This window comes from Micromonospora sp. NPDC000442, assembly GCF_042898635.1.
Taxonomy (GTDB): Bacteria; Actinomycetota; Actinomycetes; order Mycobacteriales; family Micromonosporaceae; genus Micromonospora.
On record NZ_JBIAYZ010000007.1, the window covers coordinates 277295 to 297685 of the forward strand.

The following is a 20391-nucleotide window of genomic DNA, read 5'->3' on the forward strand; positions in this document are numbered from 1 at the left end:
GCCACGCGCGACGGGCGGTAGCTGTTAGTGTGCGGCGGGTTCGTCACGGCCGGAGGAGGTCGACATGGGACGCAGCGTCGCACGGTGGGGTGTTGCGGTGGTCGCCGCGACGCTGCTGCTGACCGGCGGTGGATGTGCCAAGGTGGACAGTCCCGCGGCGGAGGTGCCGGCTCCGGTCGCTCTGCCGGAGGAGTTGCCGGACGCCTCGGGGGAGCCCCGCGGGGAGGACGCGTCGGCGACACCGTCGGCGGTGGAGTCGATGGGGGCCGCGCCGAAGGCCACTCCCAGCGCCAGCGCGTCACCGTCGGCGACGAAGCGGAGCCCGAAGCCGAAGCGAGCCACGGCCACCGCCCCCCGGACGGTGCCGAAGCCGCCGACGGAGACGGAGGTGCCGCCGGATCCGCCGAAGCCGCCCTCAAGCGACTGCAAGCCCAGCTACAAGGGCGATCAAGCCAGCCGTGCGCAGGTCAAGTCGGCGTTGACCGAGGCGGCCGGGCGGACGTACTGGCCGACGTCGGCCCCGAAGATCCGCGTCCCGTTGAGCCTGATCAAGGCGACGGCGTGGCAGGAGAGCGGCTGGCAGTCCAACATCGTCGCCTGCGACGAGGGCATCGGCCTGATGCAGGTGATGCCGGAGACCGCGTCCTGGATGAACCAGCGCTTCGGGCAGAGCTACGACGTGTGGGACTACCAGGACAACGCCTACCTCGGCGGCACCTACCTGGCCTGGCTGACCAAGTACATCGGCGACATGTACTTCGACGCCGACTACCAGCTCGACGCCGACCTGTGCACCGCCGAGCTTGACTCGTGCCTGTTGAACGCGGTCATCGCCGCGTACAACTACGGGCATGGGGCGGTGGCCCCGGAGGGTAAGCCGCTGAACATCCCCAACCCGAGCTATGTGCGCAACGTCCGGGCGTTGATGACGGAGTGCGTCTGCCTGGATTTCTGACCGTCGCCGACCCGGCCGGGCCACCAGAAGCGCTCCCCGAGCAGGAACGCCAGGGCCGGGACGACGACCGTGCGGACCAGCAGGGTGTCCAGCAGCACACCGAGGCAGACGATGATCCCGATCTGGGTCAGGGTGATCAGCGGTAGCACGCCGAGGACGGCGAAGACGGCGGCGAGCAGGATGCCGGCGCTGGTGATGACGCCGCCGGTGACCCGCAGCGCGGAGAGCATGCCCTCGCGGGTGCCGACGGTGCGGGCGTCCTCGCGGGCGCGGGTGACCAGGAAGATGTTGTAGTCCACACCGAGCGCCACCAGGAAGACGAAGGCGAGCAGCGGCACGGTGGTGTCCAGCGCGGGGAAGCCGAGCACGTGGTCGAAGAGCAGCCAGGCGCCGCCGAGGCTGGCGAAGTACGACGCGACGACGGTGACCACGAGCAGCACCGGGGCTAGCAGGCCGCGCAGCAGCAGGACCAGCACCGCGCCGACCAGCAGCAGGATCAGCGGCAGGATGACGCGTAGGTCCTCGGCGTCGGCCGCCGCCGCGTCGTACGTGCCGGCAACCGTGCCGCCGACGATGGCGCTGGTCGGGGTGTCGCCGCCCGCGGGGGCGGGTGGTGCGGAGTCGGGTACGGCGGCGACCGCGTCCCGCAGGGCTTCCAACGTCCGGTCGGAGTCGGTGGTGCCCGGCTCGGCGTCGAGCACCACGTCGACCTGGGCGACGGTGGGGCCGGCGGTGCCGGGACGGGCGGAGGCGACCCCGGGCACCTCGGCGGCGGCCGCGGTGACCGCCGGTACGGTGTCGGGTCGGGTCATCACCGCGACCGGCTGGGTGGTGCCGGCGGGGAAGGCGCCGGCAAGGGTCTCCGCCCCGGCGACCGCTTCGGGCTCTACCCGGAACTGCTCGGTCTCCGACAGCCCGGTCCGCAGGCCGAGGCCGCCCAGGGCGAGTGCGGCCAGCAGCAGCGTGGCCAGGGCCGCGACGGGCACCGGGCGACGGATCACGGCGGCGCCGAGCCGGCCCCAGATCCGGCCCTCCCGACCTTCGCTGCCGACGTGCGGTACGAACGGCCAGAACAGGCGTCGCCCGAGCAGCACCAGCGCGGCCGGCAGCACGAGCAGGGCCGATGCCATGGCCAGGAGGATGCCGGTGGCGCAGGCGACCGCGAGGGCCCGGTTGAGTTCCCGCTCGCTGAGCAGCAGGGTAAGCACCCCGAGCATGACGGTGCCGCCGCTGGCGAGGATCGGTTCGGCGGTGCGGCGCAGCGCGGCACGCATGGCGGCGAAGCGGTCCGCCTCGCGGCGCAGTTCCTCCCGGTAGCGGGCGATCAGCAGCAGGGCGTAGTTGGTGGCGGCGCCGAAGACGAGGACGCTGGCGATACCGCTCACGGCGCCACCGGCGAAGTTGATGCCGACGGCGGGGATGACCGTGTCGAGGGCGCGCAGGGCGACCTGTTCGGTGGCGGCCACGACGGCCAGGGGCACCATCCACAGCAGCGGGCTGCGGTAGGTGACGAGCAGCAGTAGCGCGACCACCGCGGCGGTGACGGCGAGCAGGGTGGTGTCGGCGCCCTCGAAGACCTTGGTGAGGTCGGCGGTGAAGGCCGGTGCGCCGGTCACCTGGACGGTCAGCTCGGCCGGTAGTGCCGTCAGCGCCTCGCGGATCTCGGCGACGGCGGCGGCCACCGCTTCCTGACCGCCCCCGGTGCTCAGGGGCACGGCGACCAGGGCCACGGTGCCGTCGGGGGACAGTTGCGGCGGCGCGACCTGACCGCCGGCGGCGAACCCGCCGAGGGCGTCGGTGCCGGTGGTGACGGCGGCGCGGTCGCCGTCGGTCAGCGGGGCGCGATCGTCACGGGTGACCACCACGATGGCCGGCTGGACGTCGCTGGCGGGCAGGTCGTCCTGCAACCGCTCGACCTGGGTGGACTGCCAGCGGTCGGACAGGCCGGTGGCGGAGACGGGTGCCGGGTTGTCGGGGATGGGCAACCAGAAGACGGCCGCGCCCACGGCCAGCGCCGCGAGGATAGTGAACCAGGCGTTGAGGCGACCGCCCGCCACGCGGGTGAACACGGACATCAGGACCCCCAGCCGAAAGTATCTAGACAGTCGAGATTTTCGCCTATCAAGAAAGGTGCTGCAACTGCTCGGCGGCAGAGAATCTCGGCGACCGAGACGAGGGTCTCTCTCGGTTATGCTGCGAACCCGGGACGTCGGGAGGAAGCGGCGGGACGTGGCAGCTCACGGTATGTACCGCCGGCGCGACACGCGCCGGGACGTGTTGATCGCCGAGATCACGGCTGAGCTGCGGCGCTACGGCGTGGACGCGCAGCACGTCGGGCACGCCTTCGCCAACCAGCACGGGCTCAACGCCACCGACCTGCAGGCACTGATCGCTGTGATGGACGCCGAGCTGCTCGGCGACCCGATCACGCCGGGTCGGCTCGGCGAACACCTCGGGCTCTCCTCCGGCTCGGTCACCGCCCTGATCGACCGGCTCGAACGCGCCGGGCATCTGCGACGGGACCGGGACACCACGGACCGACGCAAGGTGCTGCTGCGCTACGCCCAACGCGGCGCCGAGCTGGCGATGGGCTTCTTCCGGCCGCTGGGCGAACGCACCGACCGGGTGATGGCCGGCTTCCGTGACGATGAGCTGGAGGTGGTGTACCGGTTCATGACGGCGATGGGAGCCTCGCTGAGGGAGCACCGGGACGAGGTCCGTGCCGCCCGGACCGAGCCGCACCGGCGTCGGGCGGAGTGAGTCGTGCTTGATCGTCTGGCGGCCGGACTTGCCGCCACCGTCCTGCGACTTCCCCCGGCGCGGACCCGACGGGTCACCGTCACCCGGGACATCGCGCTGCGGGTACGCGACGGGGTGATTCTGCGCACCGACCACTACGCGCCCGACCTGCCCGCCGCGCCCACCGTGCTGATCCGCACCCCGTACGGCCGGGCCGGACCGATGCGGCTGCTCTGCCGACTCGCCGCCGAGCAGGGGTTCCACGTGGTCATCCAGTCCTGCCGGGGCACCGGCGGCTCCGGCGGCGAGTTCGAGCCGTTCGTGCACGAACGCGACGACGGCCTGGACACGCTCGACTGGCTGCACCGGCAGCCGTGGTGGACCGGTGCGTTCGGCATGTTCGGCGCCAGCTACCAGGGATTCGTGCAGTGGGCGCTCGCGGCGGACGCGGGCCCGCAGCTGCGGGCGATGGTCGCGGTCGCCACCGCCTCGACCACCCGCGACTCCACCTACGCGGGGGAGTCGTTCGCCCTGGACACGGTGCTGACCTGGGCCGAGCTGCTGCAGGCGCAGACCGTGCCGTGGCTGGCCCGGCAGTGGGAACTCAAGCGCGGCCAGCCGAGGCTGACCGCCGCCCTGTCCCACCTTCCGTTGATCGAGGCCGACCGGGTCGCCACCGGGGTGACCGTGCCGTTCTTTCAGGAGTGGCTGCGGCACCACACCCCGCAGGCCGACTACTGGCGCAGCCGGGTCTTCGACGACCGACTGCACCGGGTCAGCTCGCCGGTGGCGATGGTCAGCGGCTGGCACGACATCTTCCTGCCGGCTCAACTGCGCGACTACACGGCGCTGCGGGCCACCGGTGCCCGTCCGCGTCTGGTGGTCGGGCCGTGGACACACGGCAGCCCCGGGTTGTTCGTCGCGGCCCTGCGCGAGGGACTGAGCTGGCTCAACACCCACCTGTCCGACGATCAGGCCGGTGAGCGGCGGGCCGTAGGTGCCGCCCACCCGCCCGCCGCCCCGGTGCGGGTGCACGTCGGTGGTGCCGGCGGAGGCTGGCGTGACCTGCCCGACTGGCCGCCACCCGCCGACACCGTACGGTGGCACCTGCACCCGGGGGCGGCCCTGAGCCCCGCGGACCCGGTGCCGTCGCCGCCGGACGGATTCTGGTACGACCCGGCCGACCCGACACCGTCGCTCGGCGGTCCACTGCTGGTGGCCCAGCGGGCCGGGCCGTTCGACAACCGCCCGGTCGAGGCCCGGCCCGACGTGTTGACCTGGACCAGCGAACCATTGACCGCCGGGATCGAGGTGATCGGGCCGGTGCGCGCCGAGATCCACCTGCGCAGCGAGCTGACGCACCTGGACGTGTTCGTGCGACTGTGCGACGTGGACCGTCGGGGTCGCTCGTGGAACATCTGCGACGGGCTGGTCCGGCTCGACCCGCAGCGGTTTCCCGCCGATCACGCCGGCGCCGTCGCGGTGCCGGTGGAGATGTGGCCCACCGCCCACCGGTTCGCCCCCGGGCACCGACTGCGGCTACAGGTTTCCGGCGGGGCCCATCCCCGCTACGCGCGTAACCCCGGCACTGGCGAACCCCTCGGCGCGGCTGTCACACTCCGTGGTGGATTCCGGGAGGTCATGCACGACCCGGATCATCCGTCCGCAGTGGTGCTACCGGTCGTCCACTCTGCCTCTCAGCCTTCTCTAAGCTGAATCAAAGCGCCTCTGAGCTGGTCATTCTCCAACAACCCGAGCTATCGTGGTGATACGCCCGGCGCCGTGCACCCGATCGGCCGGGCCCGCCGGTGAGCCTCTCCACCGCGTACGCGGTGTCACTGTCGCGCCTGGTCCCCAACGAGAAAGCGAAGGGGGACCCATGACGCGGGCCCCGGCAAATCTTCTCGCCGTTCGTAGTCTGCTGCTCGAGCATCTCAACCGTGATCCCAACCGCAGTCGCGACGAGGATCTCGAACCCAACGAAGTCGGCATCGTCGGCGACGCCAACCACCGAGGGGGCTACCACTGCGGGTCGGACCGGGTCGTCACCAACGACTACTCGGTGGTCGAGTCGCCCCGCGACCGCAACGGCCTCACCCTCGACGCGGCGGCCCTGGACGTGGGAACGTTCCGACTCAACTCCGGCGGCCGTACCCACAACCTGTTCACGTTCTCGACCTGGTGTGTGGCGCAGTGTGTCGCCAACGCCCCGGACACCCGCGACATCCGGGAGATCATCTATTCGCCGGACGGCACCGTGGTCCGACGCTGGGACCGGCTCGGCCGTCGCAGCACCGGCGACCGGTCCCACCTGTGGCACACCCACTTCAGTTTCTTCCGGGACTCGATCAAGGCGAACCGCGACCAGCGGCCCCTGTTCCGCCGCTACCTGACCACCATCGGACTGCTGAACTCCGAGGAGGGAGAGAACGACATGACACCCGAGGAACACAACTGGCTCAGGACCGTCCACCGCAACCTCACCGTCCTGGACGGACGCAACCCGGTCGGGCAGACGTACACCCGGATGGCCATGGGCGAGGACCACAAGGACCCCGACTTCCGGGTCTCCCATCCGACACTGCGGAGCATCGGCGCCCAACTCACCGCGCTGCAGAGCACGGTGGAGTCGCTGATGAACCGGGACTTCACCGACGAGCAGGCGATCGTCACCGGGGTGCTGGCCGGTCTCACCCCGCAGGAGATAGCCGCGGCGATCCCGCCCACCGTGGCGCAGCAGGTCGTGAGTGAGTTGAGCCGCCGACTGGCGGCCTGAGGCGACGCTCCGACGGGTGGCGGCCAGTACCGGCCGCCACCCGCCGCCGTGCGATCAGCCCCGCGGGACCGGTACGAGTCAGAGCGGACGGACGTTGTCCGCCTGCGGACCCTTCTGCCCCTGGGTCACGTCGAACTCGACCTTCTGGCCCTCGGTCAGCTCACGGTAACCGCCGGACTGAATGGCCGAGTAGTGGACGAAGACGTCGGGTCCTCCGCCGTCCTGCTCGATGAAGCCGAAGCCCTTTTCGGAGTTGAACCACTTCACGGTGCCGGTTGCCATGCGTACTCTCTCCCTGTTCCATGCGGGCGATCGCTGGCTTCCGCGCCGGTGATCGCCCAATACCTTCCCGACAGTAACCGGTGAATAGCGGATTTGCCGGGCGAAGCGCCTCAGGTTGTGGGACGGATGGTTTCCGACGCGACGGGCGGATCAGGGATCACCCTCAGGGGCGTCGTGCGGAGGATGGGGAGGAAACCCGATGTCCACGGTGGCGGGCAGGTCCTAGCGTACGGGGTATGGCGGACCAGTTGGCCCAGGTCGGAGAGCTTCCCGTGGTGGTGCTGATGGCGGTGCTCGGGGTGGTCATGCTCTTCGACGCGGTGCCGTTGTTCGGGGTCCTCGTGCCCGGTGACGTGGCGGTGCTCGCCGCAGTGGCGGTCGGCAGCCCCACCACCGGGTTGGCGACCTTCGTCGCCGTGGTCACCGGATGCCTCACCGGTTGGTCGCTGAGCTTCCTCGTCGGCCGACGGTGGGGCGACCGGCTGCGGCGCAGCCGCTTCGGCGGTTGGGTCGGCGAGGCGCGGTGGGTGGCAGCGGAGGCCATCCTGCGCCGCGACGGCGGTCGGCTGGTGCTGATCGCGCCCTTCCTGCCGGTGTTCAACGCCCTGCTGCCGCTGGCCGCGGGCGGGCTGCACATGTCGTACCGACGGTTCCTCGGGTTCGCGGCGCTCGGCGCGGCCGGATGGGCCGGCCTCTACCTGGTGGTGGGTACCGCGTCGCGGACGCTGGCCAGGCTCCTTCCCGCCGGAGCGAGTCCGCTGCTGGTGACCATGTTCGGCGGACTGCTGCTGGCGGCCCTGGTGCTGCTCGGCACCCGTCGGCGGCTGCGCGCGGTCACCCGCTGACCCGGTCACCGCCTCGCCCGTCGCCTCCCCACCGGGATGCTCGCCCACGCCGTCAGCTGCTCTCGGAACCTCGAATCGGGGGTGGCTGTCGGACGCGTCGTGCAGGATCAGGACGTTCGTCCGCGCTGCCCTGAAGGAGCCCTGCCATGAGCGCCGCACCGCCACTCATCCGTCGTTACTTCGCGCTCGCCGGCGAAGCCGACAGCGACGCCTACTTCGCGCTCTTCGCCCCCGACGCCGTGGTCGAGGACGAGAACAGGACCTACGAGGGCATCGCCGCGATCCGGGCCTGGCGGCAGGAGGTGCCGCTGGTGTCGTACGAGATCACCGACGTGACGCAGACGCCGGAAGGGACGGTGGTCACCGCCACCATCGCCGGTGACTTTCCCGGCAGCCCCTTCGCCGGCCTGCGGTACCGCTTCGAGGACTACGACGACAACCAGATCCGACGGCTGCGCATCGCTCCCTGACCGGCGCGGCTGTCACCAACCGCGGGCGCGCCACTCGGCCAGGTGGGGGCGCTCCGTGCCGAGCGTCGAGTCCCGGCCGTGCCCGGGGTAGAACCAGGTGTCGTCGGGCAGCTGGTCGAACAGCTTGTGCTCGACATCGTCGACGAGCGCGGCGAACCGCTGCGGATCCCGGTCGGTATTTCCTACACCACCCGGAAAAAGACTGTCGCCGGTGAAGAGGTGCGGCACGCCACCGGGGTCGCGGTAGAGCAGCGCCACCGAACCCGGGGTGTGGCCCCGCAGGTGGATGACCTCCAGGGCGCAGTCACCGACCGGCACGACATCGCCCTCGGTGAGGGTCTGCGCCTCGATCGGCAGCCCGTCCGCGTCGTCGGCGTGCACCAGCGCCCGGGCACCGGTCTTGGCCACCACCTCCTCCAGGCCCACCCAGTGGTCCATGTGCTGATGGGTGGTCACCACCGCGGCCAGCTCCGCGTCGCCGATCAGCTCCAGCAGTCTGGGCGCCTCGTTCGCCGCGTCGATCAGCACCTGCTCGCCGGTGCTGCCGCAGCGCAGCAGGTACGCGTTGTTGTCCATCGGACCGACCGACACCTTGGTGATGGTCAGGTGGTCGAGTTCGCGTACCGCCGGCGGGCCGCCGGGGGTGACTTCTCCGCTGTAGGTCATGACTTCCTAGATCCATTCGGGCGGGCGGGGCAGCTGTCCGTCGGGGGTGACGGTCAGGGTGGTGCCGGGGTCGCGGCCGGTCAGCCACGCGGCGAGTTCGGCCGCCGAACCCGCGACGACCGGTGCCTGTGCCCGGTCGCCGAGCACCAGTTCGTGGCTGCTGCCGTCGAAGCGCAGCACCATCGCCGGTACGTCGCTTCGGTCGGCGAAGCCGCTGGTCACCTCGTGCAGCAGCCGGTGACCGAAGTCCGGTGACCAGTCCGTGAGCCGGTAGCCGGCCGCCAGGTCGACGTGGTGGATCTCCAGCTCCCGCAGCCGACCCCAGACGAGCAGGGCCGCCGGCCGCGAGCCGTGTCGGGTCTCGACGGCGGCACCCCACGCCGGCACCGGCATCGCGGCGACGGCCTCGGCGAACCGGTCCGCGCTGCGCCGCAGGTCGTCCAGCTGTTCCTCCGGGGTACGCGTGGCCCCCGCCTCGATGTCCGCGGTCCGGGCCGCGGTGCTGGCGTACATCGGGATCGACTCGCCGGTGCGGGCCGAGGTGAGCAGGTTGACGAAGCCGTCGGCATTGCGGCAGAGGTGGGCCAGCACGTGCCCTCGGCTCCACCCCGGCAGCAGGGAGGGCGCCGCGAGGTCGGCGGCGTCGAAGGTGGCCGCCGTTCGCAGCAGGCGAGCCGTGGCGTCGTCCACGTCGCCGGTCAGCAGAAGCGGATCCATCGTCACGGTGCTGACCCTAGCGGCCCGTGCCCACCGCGTCGCCGGGGAATTCACTTCCGGCGTGGCGTGGCCCGACCTACCGTCTGTGCCAGCGACCCCCTCGACCCGGGTCACGCGACGCGGACGCCTCGCCCGCTGCCTCGCGGCCCGGTCACCACCGGGGGAGGTCGACCAGGTTCGTGCGCGGCGCCGGAGCGGAGGAGGTGGTGGTCATGCCGGTCACCGCACCCGTGTATCACCCGCACCGACACTGAACGAGGAGCCATGACCATCTCGCTGACCGCCCTGGGCTGGGACACCGACCGGGCGGCCCATCTGCGACGTATCCGTACCGACAAGCGCCCCGGCCGGGTGGCCCGCGTCGACCGCGGCGTCTGCACCGTGCTCACCGAGGACGGGCCGGTGCGCGCCTCGACCGGCGGGGCCGTGCTGGCCGCCGCCGTCGGCGACGCGACCCGGCTGCCCGGCGTCGGCGACTGGGTGCTGCTGTGCGCCTGGCCCGATGGGCGGGTGACGGTGGAGGTAGTGCTGCCCCGGCGTACCGCGTTGATCCGGCGTACCGCCGGCAAGGACGCCAGCGGCCAGCTGCTGGCCGCCAACCTGGACGTGGCCGCCGTGGTGGAACCGGTGCACCCGGCACCGGACGCCGCCCGTATCGAGCGACTGCTCTCCCTGGTCCACGAGTCGGGTGCCCGGCCGCTGGTGGTGCTGACCAAGACCGACCTGGCGGCCGATCCGGCGGCGGTGGCGCGCCACCTGGCGGCCCTGGCGCCCGGTGTGCCGGTGCTGCCGGTAAGCGCCGAGCGCGGCACCGGGCTGGCACCGCTGCGCGCCGAAGTTGGCCCCGGCCGCACCCTCGGGCTGCTCGGACTCTCCGGCGCCGGCAAGTCGAGCCTGGTCAACGCGCTCGCCTCGGCGTGGTGATGCCCACCCAGGCGATCCGTCGGGTCGACGGCAAGGGGCGGCACACCACCACCTGGCGGGCGCTGGTGCCGCTGCCGGGCGGGGGTGCCGTGGTGGACACGCCCGGGGTCCGGGCCGTCGGCCTGCTCGACGGCGCGACCGGGCTCGACCGCGCCTTCGCCGACATCGCCGACCTGGCCGCCGGCTGCCGGTACGGCGACTGCGGGCACGAGGCCGAACCCGGCTGCGCGGTGCGGGCGGCGCTGGATGCCGGTGCGCTGACCGCCCGGCGCTATGAGAGCTGGCGCCGGCTGCAACGGGAGATCATCCACGAGACCCGTCGCCGCTCCACCCGCTCCACCCGTGTGTCCCGCGCCACCCGCCGCACCCCCCGTCCCCACTGACCGCCCCCCCTCAGCCCCGCCTCCGCCCTCGCCGCCCACTCCGGTTCGTGATCAGGCAGCTGTGATGGTCGGTATGAGAGCTTTCGACCACTTCTGCTTCGTTCGGTCACTGCCTGATCGGCGCAACTGGGCGGGGGAGGGGGTGGGAGTGGTACGGAGGGGCGGGATATGTGGGTGGGAGAACTTGTCGGAGGTCGGGTCTACAGTTGCCGGGGCGCACTCTCCGCGCTGACACAACCGCTGGGGTCACCCCAAAAGCGGACAGATCCTCCTCTCCATTCTCACCCGGGAGTACACGGACCGTGGCCGACCGTTTGATCATTCGTGGCGCGCGCGAGCACAACCTGCGTGACGTCAGCCTCGACCTGCCCCGGGACGCCCTGATCGTGTTCACCGGGCTGTCCGGGTCGGGCAAGTCGAGCCTGGCCTTCGACACGATCTTCGCCGAGGGGCAGCGGCGCTACGTCGAGTCGCTGTCGTCGTACGCCCGGCAGTTCCTCGGCCAGATGGACAAGCCGGACGTCGACTTCATCGAGGGCCTGAGCCCGGCCGTGTCCATCGACCAGAAGTCCACCTCGCGCAACCCCCGCTCCACCGTCGGCACGATCACCGAGGTCTACGACTACCTGCGGCTGCTCTTCGCCCGCGTCGGCGAACCGCACTGCCCGGTCTGCGGCGAGCGGATCTCCCGGCAGAGCCCGCAGCAGATCGTCGACCGGGTTCTCGCCATGGCCGAGGGCACCCGCTTCATGGTGCTCGCCCCGGTGGTGCGCGGCCGCAAGGGCGAGTACGTCGACCTCTTCGGCGAACTCCAGGCCAAGGGGTACGCCCGGGCCCGGGTCGACGGGGTGGTGCACCAGCTCACCGACCCGCCGAAGCTGAAGAAGCAGGAGAAGCACACCATCGAGGTGGTGATCGACCGGCTCAGCGTCAAGCCCAGCGCCAAGCAGCGGCTGACCGACTCGGTCGAGGCGGCGTTGGGCCTCTCCAGTGGTCTGGTCCTGCTCGACTTCGTCGACCTGGCCGAGGACGACCCCGACCGGGAGCGGCGCTACTCCGAGCACCTGGCCTGCCCCAACGACCACCCCCTCGCGATCGAGGACCTGGAGCCCCGGGTCTTCTCCTTCAACGCGCCCTACGGCGCCTGCCCGGAGTGCACCGGCCTGGGCACCAAGAAGGAGGTCGACCCGGAACTGGTCGTCCCCGACCCGGAGCGCAGCCTGCGCGAGGGCGCGATCCAACCCTGGGCGGCCGGGCACAACCTGGAATACTTCCTGCGCCTGCTGGAGGCGCTCGGTGAGGCGGAGCACTTCGACGTGGACACGCCCTGGCGGGCGCTGCCGTCGCGGGCGCAGAAGACGATCCTGCACGGCTCCGGCGACCAGGTGCACGTGCGCTACCGCAACAAGTACGGCCGGGAGCGCTCGTACTACACCGGCTTCGAGGGCGTGATGCAGTGGATCGAGCGCCGGCACTCGGACACCGAGAGTGAGTGGTCGCGGGAGAAGTACGAGGGCTACATGCGCGACGTGCCCTGTGCGGCCTGCGGCGGTGCCCGGCTCAAGCCCGAGGTACTCGCGGTCACCCTGGCCGGGCGCAGCATCGCCGAGGTCTGCAACCTGTCGGTCGGCGAGTGCGCCGACCTGCTGGCCGGCATCGAACTGACCGACCGGCAGAAGTTGATCGCCGAGCGGGTGCTCAAGGAGATCAACGCCCGGTTGCGCTTCCTGCTCGACGTCGGGCTGGACTACCTCTCCCTGGACCGCCCGGCCGGCACCCTCTCCGGCGGCGAGGCGCAGCGGATCCGGCTGGCCACCCAGATCGGCTCCGGCCTGGTCGGGGTGCTCTACGTGCTGGACGAGCCGTCGATCGGGCTGCACCAGCGGGACAACCACCGGCTGATCGAGACGCTGGTGCGACTACGTGGCCTGGGTAACACGCTGATCGTGGTCGAGCACGACGAGGACACCATCCGTACCGCCGACTGGATCGTCGACATCGGTCCCGGCGCCGGGGAACACGGCGGTCGGATCGTGCACAGCGGCTCGGTGCCGGCGCTGCTGGAGAACGCGGAGTCACTGACCGGGGCGTACCTGTCCGGCCGGCGGAAGATCCCGACACCCGAGGGACGTCGACCGCAGACTCCGGGGCGGGAGCTGGTGGTGCACGGGGCCCGCGAGCACAACCTGCGCAACCTGACCGTGAGCTTCCCGCTCGGCCAGTTGATCGCCGTCACCGGCGTCAGTGGCTCGGGCAAGTCGACCCTGGTCAACGACATTCTCTACGCCGTGCTGGCCAACCAGATCAACGGTGCCCGGCTGGTGCCGGGCCGGCACACCCGGGTCTCCGGGCTGGAGCACGTCGACAAGGTCGTCGGCGTCGACCAGTCGCCGATCGGCCGCACCCCGCGATCCAACCCGGCCACCTACACCGGCGTCTGGGACCACGTGCGCAAGCTGTTCGCCGAGACCACCGAGGCCAAGGTGCGCGGGTACGGCCCGGGACGGTTCTCCTTCAACGTCAAGGGCGGTCGCTGCGAGGCGTGCTCCGGCGACGGTACGATCAAGATCGAGATGAACTTCCTGCCCGACGTGTACGTCCCGTGTGAGGTCTGCAAGGGCGCCCGGTACAACCGGGAGACCCTGGAGGTGCACTACAAGGGCAAGACCGTCTCCGACGTGCTGGAGATGCCGATCGAGGAGGCGGCCGAGTTCTTCTCCGCCATCCCGGCCATCCACCGGCACCTCAAGACGCTTGTCGACGTGGGTCTGGGCTACGTACGGCTGGGGCAACCCGCCCCGACCCTCTCCGGCGGCGAGGCGCAGCGGGTCAAGCTCGCCTCGGAGTTGCAGAAGCGCTCGACCGGGCGGACGGTCTACGTGCTCGACGAGCCGACCACCGGCCTGCACTTCGAGGACATCCGCAAGCTGCTGCTGGTGCTGGAGGGCCTGGTCGACAAGGGCAACACGGTGATCACGATCGAGCACAACCTGGACGTGATCAAGAGCGCGGACTGGTTGATCGACATGGGCCCCGAGGGCGGTCACCGGGGCGGCACGGTGCTCGCCACCGGCAGCCCGGAGGAGGTCGCCGAGGTAGCCGAGAGTCACACCGGGCAGTTCCTGCGTACCGTCCTCAAGCTCGACGGCGCGGCGAAGGGTGCCGTGGCGGCCACCGCCCGGGCGGCGAAGGCCAACGGCGCCCGGGCCCGGAGCGGCCGCAAGACCACCGCCGCCGCGCGCTGACCGACCGGATGCCAGGCGCCGGTGGCCGGTGCGGTGCCGGCCGGCACCGCGCAGCTCACCGAGGGTTTCCGGCCCCGAGCGGCGGGGACGGCGGGCCCGGGTGGCCGATCGGGTGAACCGGCCGGCAAAGTGGTGCGTGTAGGGAAGAGTAGCCACAGATCATGCACCGGGGTCACCGACGGAGGGGCGAGGCATGAGCGAGCCGCAGCAGGGGGCAGGCATCAGCGACGACCAGGTGCCGACCGGACCGGGAATGCGTACCCGCCGGGCCGTGCTCACGGGTGCGGGGGCGGTCGGCGCGGCGGTCGTCCTGACCGCGTGCGGCGGTGCGGACGACGACGGCGCGGCACCGAGCCCGGGACCGCAGGTCACCAACACCGGTGACGCCGGTGGCGGGGACCGTGAGGGCGCCCAGTCACTGGCCCGGACGACCGACATCCCGGTCGGCGGCGGCGCGGTCTTCGCCGCCCAGGGCGTGGTGATCACCCAACCCACCGCCGGCGACTTCAAGGGTTTCGACCCGGTCTGCACCCATCAGGGCTGCCCGGTGTCGAACGTCGACGGCGGCACCATCAACTGCACCTGCCACGGCAGCAAGTTCTCCATCGAGGACGGCTCCGTCAAGGCCGGCCCGGCCACCACGCCGCTGCCGGCCAAGAACATCAAGGTCGACGGCGACCAGATCGCGCTGGCCTGAGTCGATCTGGCGCGCCCGGAGGACTGGCCAGGCTGCGGCCTCCTGCCGGTCGTTCCCTGGCGGTCGCGGCCGGGACGGTGTCGTCCCGGCCGCGACCGTCGGCCTCACTGGGCGTGGACCGACATCTCCCACAGCGAGAAGCCGTAGGAGGTGCCCCGGGTCAGCCCGTACATCCGCACGTACCGGGCCTGCTGCGGGGCGAAGGTGACCACGTCGGTCCCGCCGTCCCCGGCTGTGGTCGACCAGACCGGCCGCCAGGTGGCACCGTCGGCGGAAACCTCCACTCGGTACGACCGGGCGTGGGCCGCCTCCCAGGCCAGGACCACCCGACCCACCTGCCGTACGGATCCGAGGTCCACCCGCAGCCATTGGTTGTCCGACCAGGAACTGGCCCAGCGGGTGCCCAGGTCGCCGTCGACGGCGCGGCCGGCACCGTTGAACAGTTGACTGCTGGAGGCGGTGACCGGGCGGCCGGCGGCCAGGTTGGTCAGGTCGTCGCCACGTCGGGCGGGGAACGAAATCACCTGCTGGTAGGTGGGACGGTTCTGCCAGGCGATGGTGGCGTGCTTGATGCCGCCCAGCGGTGACTGGACGATGGCGTCGGCGCACCACTGGTCACCGGCGGCGCACGTCGAGTCACCCGGATAGGTCTGCGTGGCCGGCGTCGTCGCCGCCGTCCGCAGCGTGTCCAGCAGGATCTGGCGGCAGGCGGCGAGGTCGCCGTCGCCGCAGAAGGTACGCCCCGGCCCGCCGGCCACCGGGTCACCCAGGACGGCCCGCAGGTCCTTGTCGACCCAACCCCACCACCCGTACTGGAACGCCGAGCCCTTGTGCGTCTGGGCGCTGTTGGCTGACGACGGCAGGTTCGACACGTCGCCCTGTTGGTGGCCGGAGGGTGACTCGTTGACCTGGAGGGCGTTGACCAGGGACTGGTACAACTCCGCGCCGAGCGGCTCCCGGAACATGCCCCGCACCAGCAGCGGCCACCAGGCGTCGAGGGTACGGATCGCCTCGGCGTGCTGGTAGACCTTGCTGCCCTTTGTTGTCTCCACGCGCAGCGCGCCTGCCAGCCGCCACGCCTTCAACCGGGCGATCTCGGTGGCCATCGCGGTGTCGGTGACCGGTTGGCTCTCCAGTACCCGGATCAGCTCGCCGAGCACTTCGGCGCCGCGCAGATCGGTCAGGCCGGCCCGCTGCACCAGCTCGGTGAGCGAGGCCCGGTCGAAGGTGCGGCCCGCCGCGAGCGCCGCCTTCACCGGCTTGTCCAGCAGGTCACCGCGGTGCACGGCGCCGAAGCTGAAGTTGCCGTCGGCGGCACCGAAGTCCTTGGCCTGCTTGTTGTTCCAGCTGACGTAGTAGTCCTGGTTCACCGACTGCGGGTGGGCCGACGCCGGCGCGTACCGGGCGGTGCCGGTGTCCGGGTCGAAACCCTGCCACTCGTACGCCCGATCGGCCTTCATCGGCAAGCTCGGATTGGTGCCGGAGGCCCGCAGCGGGTTGAGCCCGGAGTTGAAGTACGCCGACTCGGTGGAGTTGACGTAGAACCAGTTGAACGCGTACTCGACGTTGTTCGCCGAGGTGCGGAACGCCGCCGCGGAGCCCATCTGGGCCGGGTCGTTGTACATCTGGAAGCCGATGGCGGAGTCGGCCTCCCGGCCGTAGGTGGACCGCAGGTGGGTGAAGGCGTGCGGCACCCCGCCGACGGTGCCCCGCCACGCCACCAGGCCGAGCTTCGTACGCCAGGCGACCAGCTTGTACGACCCGGCGGCGGTGCCGTCGGCGACGGTCGGGCTCCACCTGTTGACGTGGGACAACCCCTCCATCGCCAGGCACTGGCCGCGGAACAGGTAGTGGTTGCTGCCCAGCGTCGGCGTGCCACCGCCGGGTACGCAGAGCGGCACCGCGTACGTGTCGGTGATGTCGTGCACGGAGGAGGTGGCGCTCCAGGCGTAGTCCTGGCCCCGGCCGAGCAGGACGTACAGGTTGAGCCCGGCGAAGGCGGCACCTCGGGCGCTGATGCCTGGCCCCTGCAACTCCTGGACCATCAGCAGTTGGGGGGAGAAGTAGCCGGTCTGCGGCCCGAAGACCGCCACCGGGTGCCCGCTGGTGGAGTGCTCGGCGGAGATCACCGCCGCGTTGGACATGCCCCGGTGTGCCGGGTCGATGGTCAGCCCGGACAGTGCGGCGGCCAGCTCGGAGCCGCTCTTCGAGGTCGCGGCGGCGGTCGCGGAGCCGGTCGGGTCGGTGAAGACCGGCTCGACCCGGGACGAGCCGGCGTCGGGCAGCACCACGCTTGGCGCGTCGGGGGAGGCGTCGCCGTACGGGAAGCTCTGGCCGTCGTGCAGCGTCAGCACGGTCTCCGGGTCGTTCTGCCCCCGGAAGCCGTTCCACACCCGGTCGCCCTCCACCGGGCCGAACTTGGCCCGGGCGGCGATGCGGACCAGCGCGGACTGCATCTCGGTGCCGCCTCCGCCGCCGAACAGGCCGCCGACCACGCCGGCGATGGCGACCAGGTCGGTCATCACGAACGGCTCGGGCCCGCCGGCGTTGGTGATCGCGTCGAGATGCCCGGTGAGCACGTACTCCCCGGGGCAGTTGCGGTTGGCCATGCAGGTACGGATGTAGGCGTTGATCCCGGCGATGTACTCCTGCACGTCCGTGTAGAGCTGCTCACCGCGGTCACCCTTCTGCCGCAGCGCGGCGACCTGCGCCGCCAGGTCGGCCTCGGTGTACGGGGAGGTGCGCCAGACGCTCTGCTCCAGCGCCCGGTTGCCCGGGGCGCCACCCGCGAACGGGGTCAGGGTGCCTCGGCCGACGTGCCGCAGCAGGTCGATTGTGAACAGCCGGTCCTCGGCCCCGGCGTAGCCGGCACCGAACATGGTGCCGGCGCGGGTGGTGCCGGTGATGTGCGGGACGCCGGTGGCCCGGTCCCGCAGGATGCGGACGTCAGAGCGGGGCGAGTAGTCGCGTTCCACCTGGTTGGGCGCGACGCCGAAGGAGGCGTCGTTGAAGAAGGTGTCGATCTGGTCCTCGCTCAGCCCGGCGTAGCCGTAGACGAGGTCGGCGTACCTGTCGAGCTGGTCGGCGGAGTGCCGGGGCAGGGTGCCGAATGCCTGGTTGCCCAGGATCTCGACCAGGGTGGCGTTGCCGTTCTGACCGGGCGGCAGGATCTCCGAGCATTCTCCGAGGCAGTAGTCGTTGGCGGCGAAGGCGTTGGCGACGTTTGTCGCGAGGGTGCTCGTCGTGGTCTCGGTCGGGCTGCTGGCTGCGGTGGCGGTGGTCGGGGCGGCGACGAGAAGGGCGGCGACGGCGGCGGCCGTGGTGCCGGCGAGCAGCCGGCGGGGGGTGGTGTGACCGGTCATGGCGATCCTCTGTGGACGGGGGCCATCGGACGGGATCATTACATGAAGAACATTCGGTTACTGGATGGTAGGCCGCCGTGCTCGATATTGGAAGGCGTCGATCAGGGCGTCGAGCGCGGTCGCCCCGGCGAGGCGGGAACGGGCATCAGGGGATGATCCGGGCTGTCGGAGGCGGCGACTAGTCTCGGAGTGTGGCTGATCCGTCGACCTACCGTCCCGCGCCGGGCACGATTCCCGAGGCGCCAGGGGTGTACCGCTTCTACGACGGCACCGGCCGGGTGATTTACGTAGGCAAGGCGAAGAACCTGCGCAGTCGACTGAATTCCTACTTCGCCGACCTGTGGGGGCTGCACCAGCGCACCCAGCAGATGGTCACCACCGCCGAGGCGGTCGACTGGGTCACCGTGGGCACCGAGGTCGAGGCGCTCCAGCTCGAATACCTCTGGATCAAGCAGTACGACCCGAGATTCAACGTCCGGTACCGCGACGACAAGTCCTACCCCTACCTGGCGGTGACCCTCGACGAGGAATATCCCCGGCTCCAGGTGATGCGCGGGGCCAAGCGCAAGGGGGTGCGGTACTTCGGGCCGTACTCGCACGCCTGGGCGATCCGCGAGACGCTCGATCTGCTGCTGCGTGTCTTCCCGGCCCGCACCTGCTCCGCCGGGGTGTTCAAGCGGGCCGGCCAGGTCGGCCGGCCCTGCCTGCTGGGATACATCGGCAAGTGTTCGGCCCCCTGCGTCGGCAGCGTCTCCGCTGAGCGGCATCGCGAGATCGTCGACGATTTCTGCGACTTCATGGCCGGGCGCACCGACACCATGGTCCGCAAACTGGAACGCGAGATGGCCGAGGCCAGCGAGCAGTTGGAGTTCGAGCGGGCGGCCCGGCTGCGCGACGACGTCGCCGCGCTGCGCCGGGCGATGGAGAAGCAGACGGTGGTGCTCGGCGACGGCACCGACGCCGACGTGGTGGCCTTCGCCGACGACCCGCTCGAAGCCGCGGTCCAGGTCTTCCACGTCCGGGGCGGGCGGGTACGCGGCCAGCGCGGCTGGGTGGTGGAGAAGACCGAGGAACTGACCACAGGTGATCTGGTGCACCACTTCTGCACCCAGGTCTACGGCGGCGAGCACGGCGAGGCCGATGTGCCGCGCGAGCTGCTGGTGCCCGAGCTGCCCGCCGACGCCGAGGCGCTTGCCGACTGGCTCTCCACCCACCGGGGCGGCCGGGTGACGCTGCGGGTGCCGCAGCGCGGCGACAAGCGGGCCCTGATGGAGACGGTGGAACGCAACGCGAAGGACGCCCTGGCCCGGCACAAGCTCAAGCGGGCCGGTGACCTCACCACCCGCAGCAAGGCCCTCGACGAGATCACCGAGGCGCTCGGGCTGCGGACGGCGCCGCTGCGCATCGAGTGTTTCGACATCTCGCAGATCCAGGGCACCGACGTGGTGGCGAGCATGGTCGTCTTCGAGGACGGGCTGCCCCGCAAGAGCGAGTACCGGCGATTCATCATCCGGGGTGCCACCGACGACCTCTCGGCGATGTCCGAGGTGCTGCGCCGCCGCTTCGCCCGCTACCTCGACGCGCGCGCCGAGACCGGTGAGGCAGGTGTCGAATCCGCCGCTGACCTCGCCGCCCCGGCTGTCGCTGACCTCGCCGCCCCGGCCGCCGCCGTTGACCTCGCCGCCGCCCGCGAGCCGGCCGTCGCCGGCACCGATGTTCTCGGCACCACGCCGGCCGTCGTCGACGCAGACGACGGTGATGCAGGCGTCGTCGACGGCAGCGGCGAGCCGCGGATCGGGGCGCTTGTCGACCCGACCACCGGCCGGCCGCGCAGGTTCGCGTACCCGCCGCAGTTGGTCGTGGTCGACGGTGGAGCGCCGCAGGTCGCCGCCGCCGCACAGGCCCTCGCCGAGCTGGGCATCGACGACGTGGCGCTGTGCGGGTTGGCCAAGCGGCTGGAGGAGGTCTGGCTGCCCGACGACGACTTCCCGGTCATCCTGCCGCGCGCCTCCGAGGGGCTCTATCTGCTGCAGCGGGTACGCGACGAGGCCCACCGCTTCGCCATCACCTTCCACCGGCAGCGCCGCTCCAAGCGGATGACCACCTCGGCGTTGGACAACGTCCCCGGTCTGGGCGAGGTACGCCGCAAGGCGCTGCTACGTCACTTCGGCTCGCTGAAACGCCTCTCGGCCGCCACCGTGGAGGAGATCGCCGAGGTCCCCGGCGTCGGCCGGCGCACCGCCGAGGCCATCCTCACCGCCCTCCGCACCCCCACCACCGAACCTCCCGCAAGTTGACACCTTCGGGGATGTTGCGGTCTCCACGGCGCC

General features: G+C 71.3%; 14 protein-coding genes and 1 pseudogene. 10 read left to right on the top strand and 5 right to left on the bottom strand.

From position 1 onward, the window contains the following. Nucleotides 1–64 precede the first annotated feature (64 nt). Nucleotides 65–955, top strand: coding sequence for a transglycosylase SLT domain-containing protein (locus ACFY2A_RS14260; protein ID WP_387171633.1), 891 nt, complete (start codon nucleotides 65–67; stop codon nucleotides 953–955). On the opposite strand, the gene ACFY2A_RS14265 is transcribed toward ACFY2A_RS14260, so the two are convergent. Then, complete coding sequence (locus tag ACFY2A_RS14265) at nucleotides 901–3030, bottom strand: MMPL family transporter (RefSeq protein ID WP_387171635.1); 2130 nt, start codon at nucleotides 3028–3030, stop codon at nucleotides 901–903. The genes ACFY2A_RS14260 and ACFY2A_RS14265 overlap by 55 nt on opposite strands. A 169-nt stretch (nucleotides 3031–3199) precedes the next feature. Between ACFY2A_RS14265 and ACFY2A_RS14270 the strand changes: the two genes are divergently transcribed. The 3 genes from ACFY2A_RS14270 (at nucleotide 3200) to ACFY2A_RS14280 (ending at nucleotide 6470) form a co-directional block, all read left to right on the top strand. Next, nucleotides 3200–3715 carry a MarR family transcriptional regulator gene (locus tag ACFY2A_RS14270; protein WP_363924994.1) on the top strand — a complete coding sequence of 172 codons (516 nt, stop codon included), beginning with the start codon at nucleotides 3200–3202 and terminating at the stop codon, nucleotides 3713–3715. A gap of 3 nt (nucleotides 3716–3718) precedes the next feature. Continuing rightward, nucleotides 3719–5410 carry a CocE/NonD family hydrolase gene (locus ACFY2A_RS14275; RefSeq protein WP_387171637.1) on the top strand — a complete coding sequence of 564 codons (1692 nt, stop codon included), beginning with the start codon at nucleotides 3719–3721 and terminating at the stop codon, nucleotides 5408–5410. 163 nt (nucleotides 5411–5573) lie between these two features. After that, nucleotides 5574–6470, top strand: a complete 897-nt coding sequence (locus tag ACFY2A_RS14280) for a hypothetical protein (RefSeq protein WP_387171639.1) — start codon at nucleotides 5574–5576, stop codon at nucleotides 6468–6470. Nucleotides 6471–6548: 78 nt separating this feature from the next. On the opposite strand, the gene ACFY2A_RS14285 is transcribed toward ACFY2A_RS14280, so the two are convergent. Then, complete coding sequence (locus ACFY2A_RS14285) at nucleotides 6549–6752, bottom strand: cold-shock protein (RefSeq protein WP_093401468.1); 204 nt, start codon at nucleotides 6750–6752, stop codon at nucleotides 6549–6551. Nucleotides 6753–6988: 236 nt separating this feature from the next. Here ACFY2A_RS14285 and ACFY2A_RS14290 point away from each other — a divergent pair, with 236 nt between their 5' ends. Then, nucleotides 6989–7597 carry a DedA family protein gene (locus ACFY2A_RS14290; protein ID WP_387171641.1) on the top strand — a complete coding sequence of 203 codons (609 nt, stop codon included), beginning with the start codon at nucleotides 6989–6991 and terminating at the stop codon, nucleotides 7595–7597. Between the two features lie 146 nt (nucleotides 7598–7743). Continuing rightward, complete coding sequence (locus tag ACFY2A_RS14295; RefSeq protein ID WP_363924945.1) at nucleotides 7744–8067, top strand: nuclear transport factor 2 family protein; 324 nt, start codon at nucleotides 7744–7746, stop codon at nucleotides 8065–8067. Nucleotides 8068–8079: 12 nt separating this feature from the next. Here ACFY2A_RS14295 and ACFY2A_RS14300 read toward each other — a convergent pair whose 3' ends face one another. Beyond that, a complete protein-coding gene (locus tag ACFY2A_RS14300) occupies nucleotides 8080–8733 on the bottom strand; it encodes an MBL fold metallo-hydrolase (protein ID WP_387171643.1) in 654 nt (217 codons plus the stop codon). A gap of 6 nt (nucleotides 8734–8739) precedes the next feature. Beyond that, nucleotides 8740–9456, bottom strand: a complete 717-nt coding sequence (locus ACFY2A_RS14305; RefSeq protein ID WP_387171645.1) for a maleylpyruvate isomerase family mycothiol-dependent enzyme — start codon at nucleotides 9454–9456, stop codon at nucleotides 8740–8742. A 258-nt stretch (nucleotides 9457–9714) separates the two neighbouring features. Here ACFY2A_RS14305 and rsgA point away from each other — a divergent pair. From rsgA to ACFY2A_RS14320, 3 genes and pseudogenes are all read left to right on the top strand, one after another. Beyond that, a pseudogene (gene rsgA, locus ACFY2A_RS14310) lies at nucleotides 9715–10757 on the top strand (ribosome small subunit-dependent GTPase A). Nucleotides 10758–11059: 302 nt separating this feature from the next. After that, on the top strand, nucleotides 11060–14002 hold the full coding sequence (gene uvrA, locus ACFY2A_RS14315) for an excinuclease ABC subunit UvrA (protein WP_387171647.1): 2943 nt from the start codon (nucleotides 11060–11062) through the stop codon (nucleotides 14000–14002). A gap of 220 nt (nucleotides 14003–14222) precedes the next feature. Next, nucleotides 14223–14699: a Rieske (2Fe-2S) protein gene (locus tag ACFY2A_RS14320; RefSeq protein ID WP_387171771.1), complete on the top strand. Its 477-nt coding sequence runs from the start codon at nucleotides 14223–14225 to the stop codon at nucleotides 14697–14699. Between the two features lie 104 nt (nucleotides 14700–14803). On the opposite strand, the gene ACFY2A_RS14325 is transcribed toward ACFY2A_RS14320, so the two are convergent. Continuing rightward, nucleotides 14804–18061, bottom strand: coding sequence for a penicillin acylase family protein (locus ACFY2A_RS14325; protein WP_387171649.1), 3258 nt, complete (start codon nucleotides 18059–18061; stop codon nucleotides 14804–14806). Nucleotides 18062–18252: 191 nt separating this feature from the next. Here ACFY2A_RS14325 and uvrC point away from each other — a divergent pair, with 191 nt between their 5' ends. Beyond that, nucleotides 18253–20358 (top strand): excinuclease ABC subunit UvrC, encoded by a 2106-nt coding sequence (uvrC, locus tag ACFY2A_RS14330; protein WP_387171651.1) that lies wholly within the window; start codon nucleotides 18253–18255, stop codon nucleotides 20356–20358. Nucleotides 20359–20391: the final 33 nt, after the last annotated feature.

Coding starts and splice junctions, on each gene's coding strand:
- ACFY2A_RS14260 (WP_387171633.1), top strand. CDS start 65: ATGGGACGCAGCGTCGCACGGTGGGGTGTTGCGGTGGTCGCCGCGACG.
- ACFY2A_RS14265 (WP_387171635.1), bottom strand. CDS start 3,030: ATGTCCGTGTTCACCCGCGTGGCGGGCGGTCGCCTCAACGCCTGGTTC.
- ACFY2A_RS14270 (WP_363924994.1), top strand. CDS start 3,200: ATGTACCGCCGGCGCGACACGCGCCGGGACGTGTTGATCGCCGAGATC.
- ACFY2A_RS14280 (WP_387171639.1), top strand. CDS start 5,574: ATGACGCGGGCCCCGGCAAATCTTCTCGCCGTTCGTAGTCTGCTGCTC.
- ACFY2A_RS14285 (WP_093401468.1), bottom strand. CDS start 6,752: ATGGCAACCGGCACCGTGAAGTGGTTCAACTCCGAAAAGGGCTTCGGC.
- ACFY2A_RS14290 (WP_387171641.1), top strand. CDS start 6,989: ATGGCGGACCAGTTGGCCCAGGTCGGAGAGCTTCCCGTGGTGGTGCTG.
- ACFY2A_RS14295 (WP_363924945.1), top strand. CDS start 7,744: ATGAGCGCCGCACCGCCACTCATCCGTCGTTACTTCGCGCTCGCCGGC.
- ACFY2A_RS14300 (WP_387171643.1), bottom strand. CDS start 8,733: ATGACCTACAGCGGAGAAGTCACCCCCGGCGGCCCGCCGGCGGTACGC.
- ACFY2A_RS14325 (WP_387171649.1), bottom strand. CDS start 18,061: ATGACCGGTCACACCACCCCCCGCCGGCTGCTCGCCGGCACCACGGCC.